This is a genomic window from Roseobacter sp. HKCC-CH-9351 (genome assembly GCF_037830295.1).
In the GTDB taxonomy this organism is placed as follows: domain Bacteria; phylum Pseudomonadota; class Alphaproteobacteria; order Rhodobacterales; family Rhodobacteraceae; genus M30B80.
The window spans coordinates 907,492-929,107 of the sequence record NZ_JBBLYM010000001.1 but is presented as its reverse complement, the minus strand read 5'-3'; the positions used below and the strand labels follow the sequence as shown (position 1 = coordinate 929,107).

Sequence of the window (21,616 nt, the reverse complement as noted above, 5' to 3'; positions counted from 1 at the left end):
TTCTCCCGTCAGGCCGCCGCAACCATGCGATCCCGTTCGGCCATAGCATTGACCACATCAATCGCACTGGCCAACCCATCCTCGTGGAACCCATTTTTCATCCACGCCCCGCAGAACCAAGTGTTTCCAGTGCCATTCATGGCCCGCACTGTGCCTTGTGCGGCTAATGCGGCCAAATCATAAACGGGATGACGGAAGGTTGCTGTGTCATAGATCAAATCATCTGCAATCTCTCCACGGCTGTTCAATGTCACAAACAGCGGGTCAGATTTTGGGATGGGTTGCAGGCGGTTCATCCAATAGGTCAGATCAATTGGGCCACCGCTATAGCCTGCGCGCTCGGTGTAATTCCAACTTGCCCATGTGACTTCGCGCAATGGCATCGCGCGGCGATCTGCGTGCAACACCATTTCATTGGGCTGATAGCGGACTGCACCAAGGGCGGCTTGTTCTTGCGCGGTTGGATCCGCCAAGAGCGCCAAACTGTCATCAGAATGTGTTGCAAAGACCACATCGTCAAAGCGCTGCCATTGGCCATCACGGCGGATCTCAACACCGCCCGCCACGCGCTTGACCTTGTCCACGCCTGCATTGGTGACGATGGTCACCCCACGCTCGCTCAACGCGCGCTCAAGCCGCGTGACATATTCAATAGAGCCGCCATGCACGGTCCACCATTGATGTTGGCCTGACGCTTGCAGCAAGTTGTGGTTCTGGAAAAACCGCACAAGGGCCTGGGCGGGGAAATCCATGATCTCCTCTTTTGGGGTCGACCAAATCGCGCCAGAAATTGGGGTCAGGTAGTAATCGCGAAACCACGCGCCCATACCCAACTCATCCATGAACTCGCCCAAGGTTTGTGAGCTGTCATTGGCTAAACTGGCCGCCTGCGCGTTAAAGCGCATGATGTCAGCCAACATGCGCAGATATTGCGGTCGCACAAGGTTTTTGCGTTGCGCGAATAGGGCCTTGAGCGAATGCAGGCCATATTCAATCGCCCCGCCCCCGATTGAGGCCGCAAAACTCATGTCACTCTCGACAACAGGAACCTGCAGCTCTTCGAACAGACGCACCAAATTAGGATAGTTGACGTAGTTGAATACGATGAACCCCGTATCAACAGGCTGATCGCGGTGGCGGCCTGCAACCACAGTGCGCGCATGCCCTCCAAGGCGGTTCTCCGCTTCAAACAAGGTTACATTGGCATTTGGCGCAAGGTAATAGGCGGCCCCCATCCCTGAGATCCCTCCCCCGATGACGGCCACAGTGCGAGGGGGGGCGGGGGGTGTTTCAAATGGCACGGATATTTTCCTTGTTAGTGTTCTTTCTCTGTCTAGCCAAGTTTACGCCCACTGTCGCGCCTTGGATTAAAAATTGCCTCAATTTTTTCTAAGCGTGCGCCAAAATTCGAAGGGCGGACGGCCCTCACGATAATTTTTTGATCCAACCCTGTAACATACGCGTAACCGTGTTATGCTCGACCTTGATGTTCATAATTTGACGGCAGGTAACCCTCGCGATGCACATTGCGCGCAAGGTCGGCATGAGTCAGCCCCCGCTGATGCGGAGCCGCTGATGTCAACACCGCTGACCCCTCCCCCCCTCAAGGTGCAGTCCTGCGAATGGATCGCCGAAGTGATGGCGATTGCGCAAGATCGTGATCAAGCGGCCTTCGCTGCTTTGTTTCGGCATTTCGCCCCGCGCGTGAAAGCCTTTTTGATCAAGTCAGGCGCGGATGAGGCGCTCGCGGAAGAATGTATGCAGGATGTGATGGCCACTTTGTGGCGCAAAGCACATCTGTTTGATCCCGCGCGGGCCTCGGTCGCGACATGGATTTTCACCATTGCGCGGAACCGCAAGATTGACCTGTTGCGCAAATATGCACGACCAGAGCCAGAAGATTTACCATGGGGGCCAGAGGCAGAACCCGACCAAGAAGATGTTCTTGCCCTCCAACAAGAGAGCCGCAAACTGGCCGAAGCCCTCAAAAGACTACCTCAGAAACAAAGAGTTTTGATCGAAAAAGCCTATTTTGGGGATCTCAGCCATGGCGAGATTGCAACAGAAACAGGCCTGCCCCTTGGCACGATCAAATCGAGAATTAGGTTGGCGCTAGAGAGATTGCGTCATAACATGAGCCAAGCGACCAAATGACCGAAGTAAAACATCATATCAGTGACGACTTTTTGATCGGCTACGCAGCAGGCAGTTTGCCTGCGGCTTTCGATCTTGTTGTTGCCACTCATGTCTCGCTCAGTGATGACGCCCGCGCAAGGCTGCATGCCTTTGATGCGGTTGGCGGCTGCATCCTAGACGAGATGGACGAGGCCCCCCTTGCACAGGACAGCCTTTCCAAAACCCTGAGCCGCATAAATGAAAACGCCGCATCAGAGGTGGCCAGCCCGCAAAAGCAAACTCGGCCAGAAGATGGCATTTTCCCTGCCCCGCTGCGCGATATGATTGGGTGCGATCTGGCAGATGTGAAATGGCGCCCGATTGGGATGGGCTGCAAGCAGGCGATTATCAGCGAAGGCAAGGATGCCACCGCGCGGCTTTTGTTCATTCCAGCGGGCCAAGCGATGCCCCGCCACACACATCGCGGAACCGAAATGACCTTGGTGCTTCAAGGGGCCTATCGTGATGAAACCGACCGTTTCGGGCGTGGTGACATCGAAATTGGCGATGAAACCATGAACCACACCCCCGTGGCTGAGGCGGGCGAAGATTGCATCTGTCTGATTGCCACCGATGCGCGCCTGAAATTTGAAGGCCTCTTGCCGCGTATCGCGCAAACATTCCTGCGCATCTGATCAACTGGCCGCTTTCCATTCACGCCCTGCTTGGCTAGGCAGGGGCGTGAACAGGCAAAAGGGCGCTCTCATGTCCAACAAAGTCGTGCTTATGGGTGTAAAAGGCGGGCCTGCAATTCGCCCCAATGGCCCAATGCCCACCTCTAGCTTACTTGAGATTGCAGGGCGCAGCTGTGTTGTGGATTGCGGACTTGGCGTGTCCAAGGGGCTTGTGCAGACAGGGCTTTCGCTCAAATCGCTTGATCTGATTTTCATCACCCATCTTCATTCAGACCATATTTTGGAATTGGGTGGATTGATCCATACTGCTTGGACATCTGGCCTTGCCACCCCTGTCTATGTTTACGGCCCCAAAGGCATTGGCGCAGTATGGGAGGGGTTCCTTGCGTCTCTCGCTTTCGACATTGATCTGCGCATTGATGATGAGGGCCGCCCCGATTTGCGCGGGTTGGTGACGATCACCGAATATGATGAGGGCATTGTGGCAAATCTACCAAATGGCCTAGTGGTGCGCGCGTTGCGGGTTGATCACCCCCCCATTCTTGATTGCTTTGCGCTACGCTTTGACAGCCCTGACTGGTCAGTCTGTTTTTCGGCCGATACCGCATATTTCCCGCCTTTGGCCGATTTCGCCCGCGGATGTGATCTCTTGATCCACGAAGCCATGCTTGAGGCAGGGGTGGATCGCTTGGTCGCCCGCACCACGGGCGATGGGGCAAAACTCAAAGCGCATATTGTGCGCGCCCACACAGAGGCCCGCGATGCTGCCAAAATTGCACAAGCTGCTGGCGTGCCGCGTCTGGCCCTGCACCACCTTGTGCCCGCAGATGACCCTGAGATTACCGCCGATCACTGGCGCGCGGCCTGTGCAGATGCGTTCTCAGGCGAAATCATCATCGGTTACGATGGATGTGTGATAGAGGGGCCAAACTCATGAGCAAAAAGCACAAATTCGGGCCAGATCGTGCCCAGCTTTGGTTTCGCCTCTGCTTTTCCTTGGTGGGTGTGGCCGCGCTTGGCGGTGCTGTCGCGTATCGTGGCCTGCCATCTGGCCCCGCAATGGCGGAAATTGGCATCATTGCGGGTGGGTTTTTCATGGGCAGCGCGATTTGGTCAGCATGGCGTTTGATCACGCGCGATCATCCCTAAGCCTCCCATGACCGAAGTCGTCTACAGCCCCCCAAACGCGCCTCTTGAATTGATCCATGAGGATCATGAACTGCTGGTCGTCAATAAGCCCGCAGGTCTTTTATCTGTTCCAGGCAAGGGGGATCATCTGAAGGATTGCCTGATCACCCGCCTGCAAGCCGCCTTTCCTGAGGCCCTGTTGGTGCATCGGCTGGATATGGATACCTCAGGCGTGATTGTCTTCGCGCGCACCCCCGCCGCGCAGCGCCATTTGGGGCTGCAATTCGAAAAGCGGATGATGAAGAAATCCTACCTCGCCTTGGTCTGGGGCCAAGTTGACGGCAAAGAGGGCGTGATTGATCTACCCCTGATTGTGGATTGGCCAAACCGCCCCTTGCAAAAGGTCTGCCACGAGACGGGCCGCGCGGCGGTGACGGAATGGAAGGTCTTGCGTCATGACGAGACAAGCACAAGGATGCGGCTGTTCCCCCAAACGGGCCGCTCGCACCAATTGCGCGTCCATATGCGGGAATTGGGACATCCAATTTTGGGCGATCCGTTCTATGCTACTGGGCCTGCACGCGACTTTCCGCGCCTCATGCTGCACGCAGAAACCCTGCGTCTGCGCCACCCTGATGGCGGGCGTGGCATGACCTTTCGTGCGAAAAACGCGTTCTAGGAACTGCGGCGCTTTGTCATGCCAAAATTAGAATAATTCTAAAAATTGGGCCTGTAAGGCGCGAGGTAGCTTTCCTATATCAAGGGGGTAACGGCAAAAAAAGGAACCTCCCCCATGGGCCTACGTATCAATGACATTGTCCCCAATCTTGAACTGACCACTGATCACGGCACCTTTAAATTCCATGATTGGATTGGCGATCAATGGGCCATCTTATTCTCCCACCCCAAAGATTTCACACCCGTCTGCACCACAGAATTCGGCGCAGTCTCGCAGCTTGGCGCAGAATGGGCCAAGCGCGGCACCAAAGTTATTGGCCTTTCCGTGGACAGCGTGGAAGAGCATGGCAAATGGAAATCAGACATTGAAAGCTTTGCTTCCGCCAAGGCCGAATTTCCAATCATTGCAGACCTTGATCTGACCGCGTCCAAAGCCTTTGATATGCTGCCAGCCGAGGCCTACCTGCCCAATGGTCGCACCGCCGCAGATAGTGCAAGCGTGCGCTCGGTGTTCATCATTTCGCCTGACAAGAAGGTGCAATTGATCATGACCTACCCCATGTCGGTTGGGCGCAATTTTGCCGAAGTTTTGCGCGCTCTGGATGCGTTGCAAGCCACCTTCGGGCAGCCAATTGCGACACCTGCAAATTGGCAACATGGCCAAGATGTGATTGTGGCGCTCTCGCTCAATGACAATCAAGCGCGTGAAAAGTTTGGCGAGATTGATGTGAAATTGCCTTACCTGCGCACCACGAAACAGCCAAGCTAATCAGAAAAAAGCCCCCAACATTTGGGGGCTTTTATTTTACGCGGCAGTGCCGTTGCCTGTGATGGCGTAATTCGGTCTGTGCAGATGCACGACCGTGCCAATCGGCAATTTTTCATAAAGCTCGCTGACATGCGCGTTGACCATACGCACGCAACCCGATGACGCGCTGGTGCCGATTGACCAAGGCTGTGGCGTGCCATGAATGCGCAAATAGGTGTCGCGATCCCCGTCATAAAGATAAAGCGCGCGCGCACCCAATGGGTTTTCTGGCCCACCAGGGACGCCGCTTGCAAATTCCGCATAAAGGTCTGGTTCGCGCGCAATCATCGCGGCTGTCGGTTGCCAACTGGGCCATTCAACCTTGCGGCGGATCGTATATTGCCCAGGCGCTTGTAGGCCCGAACGGCCAACAGCCACGCCGTAGCGCATAGCCGTGCCATCATCGAGAATGTGGTATAAATATTTTGCAATCGGGTCGACATGCACATGACCGGGCACCATGCCAGCCTTATGCACAATCCGTGTCGGCATCAGCCGAGGATGTAAGCCCCACGGGTTTGGGCCTTGTGGTTCGGGGCGCTCAATCGTCTCGTCAAAGCCTACGGCATCTTGTGCCACGGCGGGGGTCGCGAGAAAAGCGGCGCTGCCTGCAAGGAAATGTCTGCGATCCATAGCAAAATCCATCGTTATGGGGCCAATTTACTGGCCGAAATATGCCGCAACTGCCCCCAGTGACACAAGAACATCACGCAGCGGGGCGGTTAACATTTGCGTCAGTGACGCCTTGGTAAAAACCCCCGCAACCAAGGCTGCGGGGGTTCTCTTAGTCTCAAGCGGAGCTTACTCCGCCGATGCCTCTTCTTCGCTGCGTTCTTCGCCAGTCTCTTGGTCAACCATTTTCATGGCCAAACGCACTTTGCCGCGGTCGTCAAAGCCCAAGAGCTTTACCCAGACCTCTTGGCCCTCCTGAAGAACATCGCTTGGATGGTTCAGACGGCGGTTTTCGATCTGGCTGACATGAACGAGGCCATCGCGCTTGCCGAAGAAATTCACGAAAGCACCGAAATCAACGATTTTGACAACTTTGCCTTTGTAAACCTTGCCTTCTTCAGGCTCAGCCACGATGGAATAGATCATATCATAGGCCGCTTTGATGGCGTCTTGGTTCGCACTTGCGATCTTAATGATGCCATCATCATTGATATCAACCTTGGCGCCCGAGGTTTCCACGATCTCGCGGATCACTTTACCGCCAGACCCGATCACTTCGCGGATCTTGTCGGTTGGGATTTGCATGGTCTCAATGCGTGGGGCATGTGCCGAGAACGCATTGGCCGAAGACAATGCCTTGGCCATTTCGCCAAGGATATGCATCCGCCCTGCTTTCGCCTGCGCAAGCGCCTTTTTCATGATTTCAGGGGTGATCCCTGCAACCTTGATGTCCATCTGCAGCGAGGTGATCCCCGCTTCAGTGCCTGCCACTTTGAAATCCATGTCGCCAAGGTGATCTTCATCACCAAGGATATCGGTCAAAACAGCGTAAGAGCCATCTTCTTCCAAGACCAGACCCATGGCCACACCCGCAACAGGGGCTTTCAGCGGCACGCCTGCATCCATCATCGACAGGGAACCACCACAGACCGAAGCCATTGAGGAAGACCCGTTCGACTCTGTGATCTCAGAGACCACGCGGATCGTGTAAGGGAAATCGGTAGGCGCAGGCAGAACCGCCTGCAACGCACGCCAAGCCAACTTACCATGGCCGATTTCACGGCGACCAGGTGAGCCAACACGCCCAACCTCGCCCACAGAATAGGGGGGGAAGTTGTAATGCAGCAGGAAGTTTTCTTTGAAATTGCCATGCAGCGCATCAATGAATTGCTCATCATCGCCTGTGCCAAGCGTGGTCACAACCAAGGCCTGAGTTTCACCACGGGTGAACAGAGCCGAGCCATGCGTGCGGGGCAAAAGACCTGTTTCGCTGACAATCGAACGAACCGCATCCAAGGCGCGGCCATCAATCCGCTTGCCGTCTTTCACAACCGAACCACGCAGAACCGAAGATTCCAGCTTCTTCAGTGCCGAACCAAGGTTTTCATCTGCCAATTCTTCTTCGGAAAGCTGCACTTTGATCGCTTCTTTTGCGGCGGATACAGCGGCAACGCGGTCTTGTTTATCAAGGATCGCATAGGCATCACGCATCTGCGCTTCACCCAGGGATTTCACCTTTTCATACAGCGCGCTGTAATCAGGTGGGGTGAAATCAAACGGCTCATTCGCCGCAACTTCTGCCAGATCAATGATCAGATCAAGCACGGGCTGCATTTGCTCATGGGCAAATGTGACCGCGCCGAGCATTTCATCCTCGGTCAGCTCATAGGCCTCGGATTCAACCATCATCACGGCGTCTTTGGTGCCCGCCACAACCAGATCCAAACGCTGGTCGGGGTTGTTGCGCAGACCCTGCATATCGTCAACAGTCGGGTTCAGGATGTATTCCCCATCCTCAAAGCCCACACGGCAGCCTGCAATCGGCCCCATGAAAGGCACGCCCGAAATCGTCAACGCTGCAGACGCGGCGATCATCGCAACGATGTCGGGATCATTCACCAAATCATGGCTGAGAACCGTACACATCACGAGAACTTCGTGCTTGAAGCCCGAAACAAACAAAGGGCGAATGGGTCGGTCGATCAAGCGCGCGGTCAGCGTCTCTTTTTCGGTAGGACGCGCTTCGCGCTTGAAAAAGCCACCAGGCACCTTGCCTGCGGCGTAGTATTTCTCTTGGTAATGCACAGTCAGCGGAAAGAAATCCTGACCTGGCTTAGCTTCTTTGGCGAAGGTCACATTTGCCATAACGCTGGTTTCCCCAAGCGTTGCGATCACTGTGCCATCTGCCTGACGGGCAACCTTGCCCGTTTCTAGGGTGAGGGTTTCCTCGCCCCATTGAATCGATTTTTTCACTTCGTTGAACATCATCATTTCCTGTGTGGAAGCACTCCCAAGCCTTCTCGGGTCTTCCGTTTCATTGGCGGCCCCATTGCCGCCGACCCCCTTCATCATCCCATGCGCCGGGGTCGTTGCGTCACGTCTCAGATGCGCGCCACATAGCGCAGATTGTGCGCTATGAAAAGCATAGACAGAAATCGCGCCGGAAATATCCAATGACCAAATGAAAAACGCCCGCTGACGGGATCAGCGGGCGCTTCAAACTGATAAAGGCAAAGATTAGCGGCGGATGCCCAAACGCTCGAGGAGCGACTGGTAACGCGCTTCGTCTTTCGCACGCACATAATCCAGCAACTTACGGCGCTGAGCAACAAGCTTAAGCAAGCCACGGCGCGAATGGTTGTCTTTGGCGTGAGTTTTAAAATGCTCAGTCAGCGTAGTAATGCGCGATGTCAGGATCGCGATCTGCACCTCGGGGGAACCAGTGTCGCCCTCTTTGGTGGCAAATTCTTTGACCAAACGGTTCTTTTCTTCAGCAGTAATCGACATCGGGCTCTCCTTTACGTTAGAGGGTTGCAGCACAGGCCGGGATGTCGTCCAGCAAGGCCATTTCCCCACGGCGCTAGCACCGTGGATTGCGGCCACATAGGGGGGAATCGCGAAAATGAAAAGGCTTTTTTGATCTGTGCCGCACAGGTCTGTTAACCTTGAGCGCAAATTTTTATCCAAACCTCGGCGATTTATGGCATCTTTCAGCCTCGCCATGCGCCGTTCATCGGCGCTTGGCATCACGCATCTGCTGCTGCCATAGCATCAGATTTTGCCATTAGGGCAAGGTTCACTCACTTCACGCAAATCCGGTGATCGTTTGAGGGTATCGCATAATGTGCGGGAGTGCGTGATGCTTGCGCTTACGGGTTTGATCAGTTTGATCGCAGCGGGCTATGCCGCTGCATGTATGTTTGATCTTCAATTGGATGAGTCAGAAGACGGGCCTAAATCCCGACAATATCCATCTGCGCGCAATTGGAGGCACGTCCTAAAGAAAATGCGCCCGTAAGGCGGCCAAAACCGCCTCGGGCTGTTCTTCGGGCATGAAATGGCCTGTATTGGCCACGGCCTGCCCCGTCACGTTTTCCGCCCATGCCCGCCAGATCCCCAAAGGATCACCCGTGCGCGCGGGAAAGCCTGCCTCAGCCCAGAGAAAGCAGAGGGGCGCCGTGATCATCCGACCCGCCGCCCGATCTTCTGCATCCAATCCGCGATCAAAAAATGCGCCCGCGCGGTAATCGTTGCACATTGCTGCAATGCGCGCAGGATCAGCCGCTTGGGCGCGATAGGCTGCCAAAGCCGCGTCAGAAAAGGCGCTTAGATCTTTGGCATATGTCCATGAGGCCAATGTCCAATCCATATAGGCCGGCCCATCTGTCGCGATCATCCGCTCGGGCAAAGGGGCGGGCTGCGCAAGGAACGTCCAGTGATAGGCCTTCATCGCCAATTCCGCATCCCATGCCGCCCAAAAATCAACGGTCGGAACGATTTCCAAAATCGCCAAACGCTCAAGCCTATCAGGATGATCCAAAGCAAAGCGATAGGCCACGCGTGCGCCGCGATCATGCCCCGCAATATGGGCCTTTTCGATGCCGAAATGATCCATCACTCCCGCCACATCCAAGGCCATCTCACGCTTGGAGTACATGCGATGTTCTTCATCGGCGGCGACAACTTCACTCTCACCATAGCCGCGCAAATCAGGGATGATCACATGAAAATCGCGGGCCAAATCGGGCGCGACTTTTGACCAGCACATATGGTTTTGAGGATAGCCATGCAGCAAAATCAAGGGCGCACCATGACCGCCGTGATGCACTGAAAGCGTGATCCCGTTGGTTTTGATTTGTTCTTTCACAAAACCTGAAGTCGCGCTGTCCATCGGTGCCTCCAAGATCAATTCCACAAAATTGGCGTGGTCGAATAGGGAATATAGAGCGGGTGTTTGGGATGACCTTCCTTCGACAATCCCAAATGGTAAAGCGGTTTTTCAACTTGGCGCAGCAATGCCGCCACCTGCGCCCCCCGCCCCAAAAACGCACCATGCGCCCCCCACGCACAGATGATCTGATGCGCCGCAGTTGCACATCCTAAAATGGCATCATCATTGGCAGGCCCAATCGGATCAGCGGCGGCACGCATCGCGCGGGGGTCTGTGTCGCGCCATGCGAAAATATTCACCACTGTGAAGCTGCCAAACCCAAGCGCGCGCGCACGCCGTTCGCAGCGCTCGACTGTGGGGTCGTTTTGCGTCTCGGTCGCGGTGGAGGGGTTCAGCATCACAAACCCCACGCGCTGGCCTGCGCCTTCCCAAATGCGCGTGAGGCTATAGCGATAGGCCTCGCAATCGGAATAGACCGCCTCTGACGCGGCATCACCCTTTTGGAACGCGCGGCGGATCACAGGTTGAACACGCGGCTTGGATGCAGCTCGCCCTCCATATACCGCCCAATGGCAACAGGCCGCCCCTCAAAACTGGCCCATGCTTGATCACCATAATTGGGCGCAGCATCCATCACCTGCCCAGGGTTTCCAACCCGCAGGCGCTGCGCGCCTTCTGAGGTTGCGCGCAAATGTGGCAACCCGTCCAACGCATGTTCGAGTGGCAAGAGAGCCGCATCAAGCGCCGTGGTTTTTGCGGCCAATTCAACCTGTTCCAAGCTCACAGCATCGTCCAAGTCAAAAGGCCCCGACCACAGACGGCGCAACCACGCAACATGGCCGTAACAGCCCAATGCGGCACCCAAATCTCGCGCAATCGCGCGCACATAACCACCCTTGCCGCAGACCATCTCTAAGACCGCAGACCCAGGGTTTTTGCGCGAAACCAGATCAAGCGTCTCAACGTAAAGCGGTCGTGCGGATAGTTCCAAATCTTCGCCCGCCCGCGCCAAGGCATAGGCGCGCTGGCCATCTATTTTCACAGCTGAATATTGCGGCGGAATTTGCGTGATATGCCCCCGAAACGCGGCTAGGCTCGCACGAATATCATCATCACTCGGCCTCAGGTCAGAGCGCGCGATCACCTCGCCCTCGACATCATCAGTATTGGTCGCAGTGCCAAAGGTGACTTCAAACTCATAGGCTTTGAGGGCATCGGTGATGTAAGGCACTGTCTTGGTTGCTTCGCCAAGCGCCACCGCCAAAAGACCTGTCGCCTCAGGATCAAGCGTGCCTGCATGGCCCGCTTTATTCGCATCCAACGCCCATTTCACTTTGTTCACCACAAAGTTGGAACTCACCCCCGCAGGTTTATCGACAATCAACCAGCCTGAGATGTCGCGTCCCCGTTTGCGCCGTGCCATGCGTGATCCTTCCAAAATCCAAGAGGGGTCGCGTTACTCTAGGCCTGTTTGCGCGTCAACCACAGCCCCTAAGATCGGCCCAAGGGGCAAACCGAAATCCGCGCGCCCCAATTGCGGCGCATAGAAGCGGGATACGTTTCCGTCCAAAAACAGCGCGTTGTTGATGGCGAAATGATCCCGAAACACGCGGGCAAATTGGTGGAATGTGACAGGCGCATCAGAAATCACTGCCACGACAGATGTCCCCTCCATCCGAACGCCAACGCCGTTGCGAATATATCGAGATGTGCTGTCGGGCAAAAAGGCGGGATGCAACGCACCATCAATCACCAACATCGGGCCAGATTGTGTCGCATATTCGCAAACGGGTGGCGCGGCTTCAAAGTTGCGCGCCTCAATCACCGCGGCCTTCCCTGCATTTAGGCAGAACACGCCATTTGGCAGAAGGCCAAAATTACCTGGCCCATCAGATGTGATGATCCGCATCTCCTCTTGGCCTTGCTCAACATAAAGACCGACAGGTCGGCGATCAGGGTGATACATCCCGCCATTCATCGCAAAGGCCAAAACCTGATTTTCAGGTAAGCTGTCTGCCACATTGAGAAAGGAACCAAAAATCTCGCCCGCACCATCGCGTAGAAAGAGCCGCATCTGAGCGCGGGTCAGATCAATTTCACAAGCGGTGAAGGGCGTTTCCTCAAAGCGAAAATCCGCGCAAGATACAGGCGCCTGATCCGCCCATAGGACTGCAGGCCCGCCTCCGCCCAGCGCACATAAGGCGCCCAAAAGCAGTGATTTAATCTTCCCCGTCATCGCGATCTGGGGCCTCGACATCGCGGCGCACTTTTTCATCGGCAAGCATACGGCGCGTCTCGTCCATGCGATCAAAGGTTTCATCAATCAAAAACCGCAGGTCAGGTGCATATTTCAGCGTCATCTCACGACTGATGGCGCGGCGTAATTCGCCCGTGTTGCGCCGCAGCGCTGTCAGGGCTTCCTCGCGCTGACCACCGCCCAACGGCATCACGTAAACATGCGCCACTTTGAGGTCTGGGGTCGCGCGCACTTCGCCCACTGTGATTGACAGGCGATTAAGCTCTGCATCATGCACTTCGCCGCGGTTCAGCACATCGGACAGAGTGCGGCGGATCAATTCGCCCACGCGCAACTGGCGCTGTGACGGGCCTGGCCCATCATGGAACTTGTTCTTTGCCATCCGCACTCTCCTAAGTCTTTCTCGCATCTAGGCGATCATGGCCCGTCTCGCAAGCGCGGGCTTTCCGATTTGCATCACTTGGGGTAGAGGGATTGGAACACAGGAGGATGGCATGAGCGAGTCAATCGGGATCATCATTACAGGCGCATCAGGCCGCATGGGGCGGATGTTGATCGAAACCGTAGAGGCCAACCCCGACACCCATTTGGTCGGCGTCACCGAACGCGCAGGCCATGCATGGATCGGTCAGGATTTGGGCGCAGCGATGGGGCGCGGCGAGATGGGTGTGCCGGTCGTGGACGACCTTCTTGAAATTTTGCCCAAAGCCAAAGCGATCATCGACTTCACATCTCCTGAAGCCACGGTGGCGCATTCCGCTTTGGCGGCCCAAGCCCGAGTGGCCCATATCATTGGGACAACGGGCATGGATGATGCAGCGCTTGCAAAACTCAAAGCCGCCGCCCGCCATGCCACTATCGTGCGCGCAGGCAATATGAGCCTTGGGGTCAACCTGCTTGTGCAGATCACCAAACAGGTGGCCGCTGCATTGGATGAGGATTTCGACATTGAAATCGTGGAGGCGCATCACAACCGCAAGGTTGATGCCCCTTCTGGCACGGCCATTATGCTCGGCGAAGCCGCCGCAGAGGGGCGCGGGGTTTCCCTAGCAGATGTCCGCGATGCAGGCCGTGACGGGATCACGGGCGCGCGGGAGGCGGGCGCAATCGGCTTTTCCGCCATTCGAGGCGGCGACATTGTTGGCGAGCATGATGTGATCTTTGCGGCCGCAGGGGAACGTCTTGTCCTGCGCCATATTGCAACGGATCGCGCCATTTTCGCGCGCGGCGCCCTCAAGGCCGCTATTTGGGCACAAGACCAAGGCCCAGGTGAATTTTCTATGCTGGATGTGCTTGGACTGTGATCTAAGCCGCTCTATCTTTCGTAACACAGCAGTATATGTTGGTTACGGAGCAGATTATGCTGAACAGATTGGCGCTCGGCTCAATGCTTGGTGTCTTGATTCTGGCGGATGCCGCAGCGGCAGAAGGCTTTACGCCCGTGACGGATCGCGCAAGGTTCGTTTCTTTGATCGAAGGGCGCGAGCTCACCCGTTTTGGCATTCGTTTAACCGTTGAGCCTGATGGCGACATCACGGGCCGCGCCTTTGGACGCCCTGTTACGGGGGATTGGGCGTGGCAAAATGGCTATTTCTGCCGCAATCTCAGCTTTGGCGCAAAGCCATTAGACTATAATTGCCAATTGGTGGAAGAGCGGGAGGGAACCCTGCGATTTACGGCTGATGAGGGTGCGGGCATCTATGCTGACCTGACACTGCGCTAGGCGGCAGGGCCCGCGTCAAAAATCAATGGCGATGCCTTTTTTCTCCCAATCGCCATAGCGCACGGGTTCGGGGCCATCGCGCCCCCCAAGCTCCTTGGGCAATTTTACCGCTTCCGCCTCAGCGCGGCGGGCTTCCGCCTCAGCCAAAGCCCGCTGTGCAGCGGGGGGCAGGTCGCGCTTGTCCGTCTTAGTCTCACTCATAGCGGCCTCATAGCACAGCAAAAGGGCTGCGCGATTGATCTCTGTCTCCCCCGTGATATACGGCAGCGAAACCCAGAGACAAGGATAGAAAATGGCGCGGACACGCGAAGAGGGTCGCCAAGATACCCAAGGTTTAGGCCCCCGCAAGGCCGCATTGGCCATTTTGCGCGCGGTTTATCTTGACCGCCAGATGGTTGCTCATCTCGACCAACCGCGCGGTCTTGCCCCCGAGGATCGCGCCCGCGCCGAGCGTTTGGCGCAAGCGGTGCTGCGCCACACAGGCCGCATTGACACCTTGCTGTCAGCCTATCTCGAGCGCCGCCCACACCCATTGGCCCAAAATATTTTGCGTCTTGGGGTTGCGGAATTGTTGCTTGATGAAGCCGAAGCCTATGGCGTGGTCAACGCGGCTGTTGCCATCGCCAAACAAGGCCGCGCAACAGGCGGCGCGGCTGGTTTGATCAACGCTGTCCTGCGTAAGGTCGATCAAGAAGGGCGCGCAAGATGGGCGCAACTGGCCCCACAAACCTTGCCCGTTTGGTTGCGCAAAGCGGTTGGGGGGGCATGGGGCGAAACCGCAACCCGCGCGATTGAAGCCGCGCATGAGGCAGGTGCGCCAATTGACATCACCTTACGCGACCAAAGCACCCCCTTCGAGGCAGGTGAATCCTTGCCCACGGGCAGCATCCGATTGCCGCGCCAAACCCAAATATCCACGCTTGGCGGCTATGAGGCGGGTGCGTTTTGGGTGCAAGATGCCGCCGCCGCCCTTCCTGTGAAGCTCTTGGGCGATGTGTCAGGGCAACCTGTGCTTGATCTGTGCGCAGCACCTGGCGGCAAGACCATGCAGCTTGCAGCAGCAGGGGCGAAGGTCACCGCACTTGATTTGTCAAAACACCGTATGGGCCGCGTGCGCGTCAATCTGCGCCGCACGGGCCTGTCGGCGGATATGGTGACGGCCGATGCGTTAGAATTCGACAGCGGCCCTTGGCCTATCATCGTGCTTGATGCGCCCTGCTCGGCCACTGGCACCATAAGACGTCACCCTGACCTGCCCTTCGTTAAATCTGCCCGTGAAGTGGAAGCGCTGACGAAGCTGCAAATGCAAATGCTTGATCACGCTATATCGCTTTTAGACACAGGCGGGCGCATGGTGTTTTGCACCTGCTCGCTCTTGCCCAATGAGGGTGAAAACCAAATCAAAGCCGCGCTGAAACGACACGCTAATCTCGCCGTCTTGCCACTTGCTCCCAAGGCGCTTGGGGTTGATCCCGCATGGATCAGTGCCGAAGGCGGTCTGCGTATCTTACCGCATTACTGGCAAGATCGTGGCGGAATTGACGGATTTTACATGGCGCTTTTGCAAAAGCGGTGACAGCGCAGGTTCAAGCCGCTACACAAGACAGACCGCTTGGCCAGCTGCTTGAATTATACGCATAATGACATCACTCCCGCCCCCGATCAGGGGATCGCAATCGGTGCCTGCCCTATCCGTGTCGCAACCTCATCAGGCTGCGGGCCGTGTTCATTTGAGGCTCAGCATCGCGGATTTGCGCCCTTCGGTTTACTTTGACCCCGACCATCGAAATCCGCGCGCGACAAAACAGGTGGTTCTCTTTTCCACGCTGGCAGATTATGGGGGCGCCATCGGATGGTGTTTTCTGCGCGCCCAATAGCACGGGGGCATCATGCGACCCCGTGATTGATGCCAATGCCAAGGAAACCCCATGACCGATCTCGCCCCCCTCTCCCGCGCCCTGATCTCTGTTTCTGACAAGACAGGTCTGATTGAGTTTGCCACGGCCTTGGCCACACGAGGGGTTGATCTTTTGTCGACAGGCGGCACAGCCAAAGCCCTGCGCGAGGCAGGTCTTGCGGTGCGTGATGTTTCCGAGGTTACAAAATTTCCTGAAATGATGGATGGCCGCGTCAAAACCCTGCACCCGATGGTGCATGGCGGCTTGCTAGCTTTGCGTGACAATCCTGATCACCAAGCCGCCATGGCCGAGCATAACATCGCGCCGATCGATCTATTGGTGGTCAATCTCTACCCGTTCGAGGCGACTGTCGCCAAAGGGGCAAGCTACGAAGACTGCGTTGAGAATATCGACATCGGCGGGCCCGCGATGATCCGCGCTGCCGCAAAGAACCACGGTTTTGTCAGCGTTGTGACCGATCCCGAAGATTATACTGCCCTTCTGGCCGAGTTGGATGCGCAAGGCGGCCAAACCACGCTGCGCTTCCGCCAAACTTTGGCGCAGACCGCCTATGCTCGCACCGCCGCCTATGATGCGGCTGTCTCAACTTGGATGGCAGATGCTTTGGGGGATCCCGCACCGCGCCGCCGTGCTGTGGCAGGGCGCTTGGTGCAGTCGTTGCGTTACGGCGAAAACCCACATCAAGCGGCTGCCTTTTATACCGATGGAACAGGCCGCGCGGGCGTTGCCACCGCGAAACAGCACCAAGGCAAAGAGCTGTCCTACAATAACATCAACGACACAGACGCAGCCTTTGAATTGGTCAGCGAGTTCTTGCCCGATGGCGGCCCTGCCTGTGCGATTATCAAACATGCCAATCCCTGTGGCGTTGCCCGCGGCGCAAGCCTGACCGAGGCCTATTTGCGGGCCTTTGACTGCGACCGCACATCGGCCTTTGGGGGGATTATCGCCTTCAACCAACCGCTTGATGGTGCGACCGCAGAGGAAATCACAAAGATCTTCACCGAGGTTGTCATTGCCCCCGGTGCAGATGAGGAAGCGCGCGCCATTTTCGCCGCAAAGAAAAATCTACGCCTCTTGACCACAGATGCGCTTGCAGACCCAAAAGCAGCCGCGATGACCATCCGCCAAGTTTCAGGCGGGTATCTGGTGCAAGATAAAGACAATGGCCAAATTGATCTGAGCAATTTGAAAGTCGTGACCAAACTCAAACCATCCGATGCGCAGCTCACTGATTTGCTGTTCGCATGGAAAGTGGCCAAGCACGTCAAATCGAACGCGATTGTCTATGTCAACGACGGCGCCACTGTTGGCATCGGCGCAGGCCAGATGAGCCGTGTCGACAGTTCGCGCATTGCCGCGCGCAAGGCGCAGGATATGGCCGACATCCTTGGTCTTGCGCAAAGCCCTGCGATTGGTTCAGTTTTGGCCTCTGACGCTTTCTTCCCCTTCCCCGATGGTCTGCTTTCGGCTGCAGAGGCAGGGGCCAAGGCGGTAATCCAACCGGGCGGCTCCATGCGCGATGACGAGGTGATCGCTGCCGCCGATGAGGCAGGCCTTGCGATGGTCTTTACAGGAATGCGCCATTTCCGTCACTAAGGGGGGCATGATGACCCGTTTAACACTTATTGCCGCACTGTTTTGGATCATCCTTGATCAGGCCAGCAAATGGATCATGCTTTTGGTGCTTGATCTAGATCGTGTCGGACAGGTCTCGGTCATGCCGCCCTATCTGAATTTCATCATGGGTTGGAACCGCGGGATAAATTTTGGCCTCTTCGCCAACAGCCCCGACCTTCTGCGTTATGGTTTGATTGCTTTGGCGCTTGCGGTTTCCGCGTGGATGATCCTGCTGGGCCGCAACAGCCAGAGCAAACTCAGTGCGATTGCGGCGGGCTCAGTGGCAGGTGGGGCTTTGGGAAATGCGTTTGACCGCCTCTATCACGGGGCGGTTGTGGATTTCCTGAACATGTCCTGCTGCGGGATCAATAACCCCTATACGTTTAATATCGCAGATATCGGTATATTTGCGGGTGTGTTCGGGTTGCTCTTGTTTTCGAATGACGAAAAGCCCAAGGTATGAGAGAAACCTTGGCATGACGTGGTGCTTTGTGCCATGGAGGATTTTATGAGCCGCAAACCGCATATTCTCCTGACCTTTTGCGCCCTGATGGGCCTTGCCGCCTGTTCACAGGGCGACCCATCTTTGATGAATTTACGCGCCAACCAATCTGGCCCAGATGAATTTGCCATTTTGCCAACACGCCCCATTGAAATCCCAACGGATTTGGCGGCGCTGCCTGAACCAACACCCGGTGGCACAAACCGCACCGACCCGACCCCTGAGTCAGATGCGATTGCCGCGCTTGGCGGAAATGCAGCGCGCGGCGGTGGTGTAACCAACAGCCTTTTGGCCCACGCGACACGCTTTGGTATTGAAGAGGGCATCCGCGACCAATTGGCTGCGGAAGATTTGGCCTTCCGCCGTGACAATGATGGGCGGCTCTTGGAGCGGGTCTTTGGCGTGAATGTCTATTACCGCGCCTATCGCCCGATCTCCTTGGATCGTTATGCCGAACTTGAGCGTCTGCGCCGTGCGGGCATTCGCACCCCCGCCGCACCCCCCGAGCCGCAGCCGCAGTAAGCCCGCATTGATCATCACTTTGTGACCGCGCCCTTGCGCGCGGCTGATTGAACCCTGTGCAGCGGCGGCCTATCTGTTTTTGCACATAGGCCAACCTAGGAGGAGTTATGCGCAGGATCATTGCGGCTTTAGTGGGGCTTGCATTGCTGCCAATCGGCACAGGCTACGCGCAAACCTCTGGCGATGTGACGAGCTTTACCTTGGACAATGGCATGGATGTGGTTGTGATCGAAGATCACCGCAGCCCCGCCGTTGTGCATATGGTCTGGTATCGCACCGGTGCGGCAGATGAACCTGAAGGCAAATCAGGCATCGCGCATTTCCTTGAACATTTGATGTTCAAAGAAACAGAAACCCGCGAAAGCGGAGAGTTTTCGCGCATTGTCGAAGAAAATGGCGGCGATGATAACGCGTTCACCTCGTGGGATTATACGGCCTATTTCCAACGCGTGGCCGCTGACCGCTTGCCCTTGATGATGGAGCTTGAGGCCGACCGCATGGCCAATCTGCGCCTCAACCCTGATGAGGTAGAGACAGAGCGCAGCGTGATATTAGAAGAACGCGCACAGCGCACAGATAGCAATCCAGGCGCGCTGTTTAACGAAGAATTCCGCCAATTGGCCTATCCAAGCCACCCTTACGGCATTCCGGTCATCGGGTGGCGGACGGAAATGGAGACGCTCAGCCGCGAAGATGCGTTGGCCTTTTACGAAACCTATTACGCCCCAAATAACGCCATCCTTGTTGTGGCAGGTGATGTGACCCCTGAGGAGGTGCGCAGACTGGCGCAAACCCATTACGGCGCGCTCGCTTCTGCAGAATTGCCCGCCCGCGCACGGGTCGAAGATGCCGCCCTTCCACAAGATCAACGATTTGAATTTGCCGATGAACGCGTCGCGCAGCCTTATGTGATGCGCAGCTATCGCGCGCCCAAGCGCGACCATGGCGCGCAAGAAGACGCCGCAGCCCTCAGCCTGTTGGCTGAAATCTTGGGGGGTGCCCCTTCTACCTCCGTCTTGGGGCGCGCCTTGCAATTCGACACACAGCGCTCGGTCTTTGCGACTGCCTATTACTCGGGCCTCAGCCTTGACGACACGCAATTCACCTTGATCAATATGCCAAGCGCGGGCGTCACCCTTGCAGAGGCGGAAGCCGATCTGGATCACGTCATTGCAGAGTTTCTAGAGCGCGGGATTGATCCAAACCAGTTTGAACGGATCAAACTTCTATATGAGGCCTCGGATATCTATGCGCGCGATAATGCTTCGGGGCTTGCGCGGCTTTACGGGATGGCCCTGACCTCAGGGCTTGAAGTGGAAGATGTCCAAAACTGGCCAGATGTGATTGCGGCCACCACGATGGACAATGTTATGGATGCGGCGCGGGCACTGTTTGCAGATGCGCCACGCGTGACTGGCTATTTGACCCAAGCACAGGCGGCGGAGAATTGATCATGCATTTCGTCAAACATATCTCTGCCGCACTTTGTGCTGTTATCTCCCTCGTCACACCGCTGCGTGCGGAAATTCAAATTCAGCCCGTCCTCAGCCCCAATGGCCATAGCGCATGGTTGGTTGAAGATCATTCAATCCCCTTTGTGGCGCTTGATATTCGCTTTGAGGGCGGCACGAATTTGGATGAACCTGGCAAACGCGGGGCGACCTATATGATGACAGGCCTGCTTGAGGAAGGCGCAGGTGATCTCACGGCACAGGGCTTTGCCGAGGCTGTGCAGGGCTTGGCCGCAGAATTTTCATTTTCATCCTATCGCGATACTGTGGCCATCAGCGCACGCATGCTGACGGAAAATCGCGATGCGGCGGCAGCACTTTTGCACGAGGCGTTAAGCAATCCTCGCTTTGATGCCGATGCCATTGAACGGGTGCGGGGGCAAATTCAGTCAATACTCGCAAGCCAAGCGCAAGACCCAAATGCAATTGCAGGCCAGACATTTAATGCCTTGGCCTTTGGCGACCACCCTTATGCTTCCGCCGAAGAAGGCACCCCAGACAGCATTGCGTCCTTGACTCGCGATGATCTGATCACGGCCCATCGCAATGCTTTGGTCACATCACGGGTGTCCATTGGCGCATCCGGCGACATCACTGCCGAGGAATTGGGCGATCTCATTGACCGCCTTCTTGAGGGGCTGCCACAGACAGGGCCTGCTTTGCCGAGCATGGCAGGGTTTTCACCAAACACACGCCAAGCCGTGATTGACTATCCAAGCCCGCAATCCGTGATCCTTTTTGGGATGGAAGGGATTGCGATGGATGACCCCGATTTTTTCCCTGCCTTCGTGTTGAATGAAATCATTGGGGGAGGGTTCCGCGCGCGGCTGATGGAAGAACTGCGCGTGAAGCGTGGGTTGACCTATGGGGTTGGCACAAGCCTCTCGACAGCCGATTGGCAGCCCATGTGGCTTGGACAATTCTCCTCATCAAACGCCACCGTTGGCCAAGCATTAGAACTGGTCGATCAAATCCTGCGCGATGTCGCAGAAAATGGCGTAACTGACAAGGAATTACTGCGCGCCAAACGCTATATGACGGGGGCCTATCCCCTTCGCTTTGACGGAAATGGATCCATTGCAGGGATCATGGCAGGGATGCAGCAAAGCGGGATGCCGATTGACTATATCGCGAACCGCAATGCCTTCGTTGAGGCGGTCACATCTGAGGACATCGCCCGTGTCGCAAAACGGCTTTTGGATGTTGACAAAATGCTAACCGTGGTTGTGGGGCAACCCGAAGGACTGAACACCGCCCCCTGACGCGTTCCATTTCCGAATCGTGCAGGCGCGTGC

The 21,616-nt window shown here is 56.4% G+C and carries 24 protein-coding genes; 14 read left to right on the top strand and 10 right to left on the bottom strand.

Going from position 1 to position 21,616, the window contains the following annotated elements; genetic code table 11:
* Positions 1-8 precede the first annotated feature (8 nt).
* A complete protein-coding gene (locus AAC632_RS04795) occupies positions 9-1,301 on the bottom strand; it encodes an NAD(P)/FAD-dependent oxidoreductase (protein WP_340297870.1) in 1,293 nt (430 codons plus the stop codon).
* A gap of 337 nt (positions 1,302-1,638) precedes the next feature.
* On the opposite strand from AAC632_RS04795, the gene AAC632_RS04790 reads away from it, so the two are divergent.
* The 6 genes from AAC632_RS04790 to AAC632_RS04765 all read left to right on the top strand — a co-directional run bounded on the left by AAC632_RS04790 (position 1,639) and on the right by AAC632_RS04765 (position 5,385).
* Positions 1,639-2,154: a sigma-70 family RNA polymerase sigma factor gene (locus AAC632_RS04790; protein WP_340245130.1), complete on the top strand. Its 516-nt coding sequence runs from the start codon at positions 1,639-1,641 to the stop codon at positions 2,152-2,154.
* A complete protein-coding gene (locus tag AAC632_RS04785; RefSeq protein ID WP_340297872.1) occupies positions 2,151-2,810 on the top strand; it encodes a ChrR family anti-sigma-E factor in 660 nt (219 codons plus the stop codon). Before AAC632_RS04790 ends, AAC632_RS04785 begins: the two co-directional genes overlap by 4 nt.
* 70 nt (positions 2,811-2,880) lie before the next feature.
* A complete protein-coding gene (locus tag AAC632_RS04780; RefSeq protein ID WP_340297873.1) occupies positions 2,881-3,747 on the top strand; it encodes an MBL fold metallo-hydrolase in 867 nt (288 codons plus the stop codon).
* Positions 3,744-3,959: a hypothetical protein gene (locus AAC632_RS04775; RefSeq protein WP_340297874.1), complete on the top strand. Its 216-nt coding sequence runs from the start codon at positions 3,744-3,746 to the stop codon at positions 3,957-3,959. The genes AAC632_RS04780 and AAC632_RS04775 overlap by 4 nt, the downstream gene beginning before the upstream one ends.
* Before the next feature lie 7 nt (positions 3,960-3,966).
* Positions 3,967-4,617: an RluA family pseudouridine synthase gene (locus tag AAC632_RS04770; protein ID WP_340297875.1), complete on the top strand. Its 651-nt coding sequence runs from the start codon at positions 3,967-3,969 to the stop codon at positions 4,615-4,617.
* Between the two features lie 114 nt (positions 4,618-4,731).
* Positions 4,732-5,385 (top strand): peroxiredoxin, encoded by a 654-nt coding sequence (locus tag AAC632_RS04765; protein ID WP_340297876.1) that lies wholly within the window; start codon positions 4,732-4,734, stop codon positions 5,383-5,385.
* Positions 5,386-5,421: 36 nt separating this feature from the next.
* Here AAC632_RS04765 and AAC632_RS04760 read toward each other — a convergent pair whose 3' ends face one another.
* The 8 genes from AAC632_RS04760 to rbfA form a co-directional block, all read right to left on the bottom strand.
* Complete coding sequence (locus AAC632_RS04760; protein ID WP_340297877.1) at positions 5,422-6,057, bottom strand: L,D-transpeptidase; 636 nt, start codon at positions 6,055-6,057, stop codon at positions 5,422-5,424.
* A gap of 168 nt (positions 6,058-6,225) precedes the next feature.
* Complete coding sequence (pnp, locus tag AAC632_RS04755) at positions 6,226-8,361, bottom strand: polyribonucleotide nucleotidyltransferase (protein ID WP_340297878.1); 2,136 nt, start codon at positions 8,359-8,361, stop codon at positions 6,226-6,228.
* 252 nt (positions 8,362-8,613) lie between these two features.
* Entirely contained in the window at positions 8,614-8,883 is a 270-nt protein-coding gene (gene rpsO / locus AAC632_RS04750) for a 30S ribosomal protein S15 (protein WP_340297879.1), read from the bottom strand.
* 490 nt (positions 8,884-9,373) lie between these two features.
* Positions 9,374-10,267 (bottom strand): alpha/beta fold hydrolase, encoded by an 894-nt coding sequence (locus tag AAC632_RS04745; protein WP_340297880.1) that lies wholly within the window; start codon positions 10,265-10,267, stop codon positions 9,374-9,376.
* A gap of 14 nt (positions 10,268-10,281) precedes the next feature.
* Complete coding sequence (locus AAC632_RS04740) at positions 10,282-10,788, bottom strand: DUF1643 domain-containing protein (RefSeq protein WP_340252891.1); 507 nt, start codon at positions 10,786-10,788, stop codon at positions 10,282-10,284.
* On the bottom strand, positions 10,785-11,690 hold the full coding sequence (gene truB / locus AAC632_RS04735) for a tRNA pseudouridine(55) synthase TruB (protein WP_340297881.1): 906 nt from the start codon (positions 11,688-11,690) through the stop codon (positions 10,785-10,787). Before truB ends, AAC632_RS04740 begins: the two co-directional genes overlap by 4 nt.
* Before the next feature lie 33 nt (positions 11,691-11,723).
* Complete coding sequence (locus AAC632_RS04730) at positions 11,724-12,503, bottom strand: phosphodiester glycosidase family protein (RefSeq protein ID WP_340297882.1); 780 nt, start codon at positions 12,501-12,503, stop codon at positions 11,724-11,726.
* Positions 12,487-12,906 (bottom strand): 30S ribosome-binding factor RbfA, encoded by a 420-nt coding sequence (gene rbfA, locus AAC632_RS04725; protein WP_340252897.1) that lies wholly within the window; start codon positions 12,904-12,906, stop codon positions 12,487-12,489. Before rbfA ends, AAC632_RS04730 begins: the two co-directional genes overlap by 17 nt.
* 112 nt (positions 12,907-13,018) lie before the next feature.
* Between rbfA and dapB the strand changes: the two genes are divergently transcribed.
* Together dapB and AAC632_RS04715 are read left to right on the top strand one after the other, a co-directional pair.
* A complete protein-coding gene (dapB, locus tag AAC632_RS04720; protein WP_340297883.1) occupies positions 13,019-13,828 on the top strand; it encodes a 4-hydroxy-tetrahydrodipicolinate reductase in 810 nt (269 codons plus the stop codon).
* A 56-nt stretch (positions 13,829-13,884) separates the two neighbouring features.
* A complete protein-coding gene (locus AAC632_RS04715; protein ID WP_340297884.1) occupies positions 13,885-14,247 on the top strand; it encodes a dihydrodipicolinate reductase in 363 nt (120 codons plus the stop codon).
* 15 nt (positions 14,248-14,262) lie between these two features.
* Here the strand turns inward: AAC632_RS04715 and AAC632_RS04710 are convergent, their stop codons facing one another.
* A complete protein-coding gene (locus AAC632_RS04710; protein WP_340252903.1) occupies positions 14,263-14,448 on the bottom strand; it encodes a DUF1674 domain-containing protein in 186 nt (61 codons plus the stop codon).
* A 91-nt stretch (positions 14,449-14,539) separates the two neighbouring features.
* Between AAC632_RS04710 and AAC632_RS04705 the strand changes: the two genes are divergently transcribed.
* From AAC632_RS04705 to AAC632_RS04680, 6 genes are all read left to right on the top strand, one after another.
* Positions 14,540-15,823, top strand: a complete 1,284-nt coding sequence (locus AAC632_RS04705; RefSeq protein ID WP_340297885.1) for an RsmB/NOP family class I SAM-dependent RNA methyltransferase — start codon at positions 14,540-14,542, stop codon at positions 15,821-15,823.
* Between the two features lie 352 nt (positions 15,824-16,175).
* Entirely contained in the window at positions 16,176-17,765 is a 1,590-nt protein-coding gene (gene purH / locus AAC632_RS04700) for a bifunctional phosphoribosylaminoimidazolecarboxamide formyltransferase/IMP cyclohydrolase (protein WP_340297886.1), read from the top strand.
* Positions 17,766-17,775: 10 nt separating this feature from the next.
* The gene (lspA, locus tag AAC632_RS04695; protein ID WP_340252909.1) at positions 17,776-18,249 is read left to right on the top strand and encodes a signal peptidase II; all 474 of its coding nucleotides are present in this window, start codon (positions 17,776-17,778) and stop codon (positions 18,247-18,249) included.
* Between the two features lie 45 nt (positions 18,250-18,294).
* On the top strand, positions 18,295-18,810 hold the full coding sequence (locus tag AAC632_RS04690) for a DUF3035 domain-containing protein (protein ID WP_340252911.1): 516 nt from the start codon (positions 18,295-18,297) through the stop codon (positions 18,808-18,810).
* Between the two features lie 107 nt (positions 18,811-18,917).
* Entirely contained in the window at positions 18,918-20,261 is a 1,344-nt protein-coding gene (locus AAC632_RS04685; RefSeq protein WP_340297887.1) for a M16 family metallopeptidase, read from the top strand.
* 2 nt (positions 20,262-20,263) lie between these two features.
* Entirely contained in the window at positions 20,264-21,583 is a 1,320-nt protein-coding gene (locus AAC632_RS04680; RefSeq protein ID WP_340297888.1) for a M16 family metallopeptidase, read from the top strand.
* Positions 21,584-21,616 lie beyond the last annotated feature (33 nt).

Bases quoted from the DNA above. Each gene is read 5' to 3' on its own strand.
- AAC632_RS04715 (WP_340297884.1), top strand. From the start codon at position 13,885: ATGCTGAACAGATTGGCGCTCGGCTCAATGCTTGGTGTCTTGATTCTG.
- rbfA (WP_340252897.1), bottom strand. From the start codon at position 12,906: ATGGCAAAGAACAAGTTCCATGATGGGCCAGGCCCGTCACAGCGCCAG.
- AAC632_RS04790 (WP_340245130.1), top strand. From the start codon at position 1,639: ATGGCGATTGCGCAAGATCGTGATCAAGCGGCCTTCGCTGCTTTGTTT.
- truB (WP_340297881.1), bottom strand. From the start codon at position 11,690: ATGGCACGGCGCAAACGGGGACGCGACATCTCAGGCTGGTTGATTGTC.
- pnp (WP_340297878.1), bottom strand. From the start codon at position 8,361: ATGTTCAACGAAGTGAAAAAATCGATTCAATGGGGCGAGGAAACCCTC.
- purH (WP_340297886.1), top strand. From the start codon at position 16,176: ATGACCGATCTCGCCCCCCTCTCCCGCGCCCTGATCTCTGTTTCTGAC.
- AAC632_RS04685 (WP_340297887.1), top strand. From the start codon at position 18,918: ATGCGCAGGATCATTGCGGCTTTAGTGGGGCTTGCATTGCTGCCAATC.
- AAC632_RS04760 (WP_340297877.1), bottom strand. From the start codon at position 6,057: ATGGATCGCAGACATTTCCTTGCAGGCAGCGCCGCTTTTCTCGCGACC.
- AAC632_RS04745 (WP_340297880.1), bottom strand. From the start codon at position 10,267: ATGGACAGCGCGACTTCAGGTTTTGTGAAAGAACAAATCAAAACCAAC.
- AAC632_RS04730 (WP_340297882.1), bottom strand. From the start codon at position 12,503: ATGACGGGGAAGATTAAATCACTGCTTTTGGGCGCCTTATGTGCGCTG.
- rpsO (WP_340297879.1), bottom strand. From the start codon at position 8,883: ATGTCGATTACTGCTGAAGAAAAGAACCGTTTGGTCAAAGAATTTGCC.
- AAC632_RS04680 (WP_340297888.1), top strand. From the start codon at position 20,264: ATGCATTTCGTCAAACATATCTCTGCCGCACTTTGTGCTGTTATCTCC.
- lspA (WP_340252909.1), top strand. From the start codon at position 17,776: ATGACCCGTTTAACACTTATTGCCGCACTGTTTTGGATCATCCTTGAT.
- AAC632_RS04705 (WP_340297885.1), top strand. From the start codon at position 14,540: ATGGCGCGGACACGCGAAGAGGGTCGCCAAGATACCCAAGGTTTAGGC.
- AAC632_RS04785 (WP_340297872.1), top strand. From the start codon at position 2,151: ATGACCGAAGTAAAACATCATATCAGTGACGACTTTTTGATCGGCTAC.
- AAC632_RS04710 (WP_340252903.1), bottom strand. From the start codon at position 14,448: ATGAGTGAGACTAAGACGGACAAGCGCGACCTGCCCCCCGCTGCACAG.
- AAC632_RS04765 (WP_340297876.1), top strand. From the start codon at position 4,732: ATGGGCCTACGTATCAATGACATTGTCCCCAATCTTGAACTGACCACT.
- AAC632_RS04775 (WP_340297874.1), top strand. From the start codon at position 3,744: ATGAGCAAAAAGCACAAATTCGGGCCAGATCGTGCCCAGCTTTGGTTT.
- dapB (WP_340297883.1), top strand. From the start codon at position 13,019: ATGAGCGAGTCAATCGGGATCATCATTACAGGCGCATCAGGCCGCATG.
- AAC632_RS04690 (WP_340252911.1), top strand. From the start codon at position 18,295: ATGAGCCGCAAACCGCATATTCTCCTGACCTTTTGCGCCCTGATGGGC.
- AAC632_RS04780 (WP_340297873.1), top strand. From the start codon at position 2,881: ATGTCCAACAAAGTCGTGCTTATGGGTGTAAAAGGCGGGCCTGCAATT.
- AAC632_RS04770 (WP_340297875.1), top strand. From the start codon at position 3,967: ATGACCGAAGTCGTCTACAGCCCCCCAAACGCGCCTCTTGAATTGATC.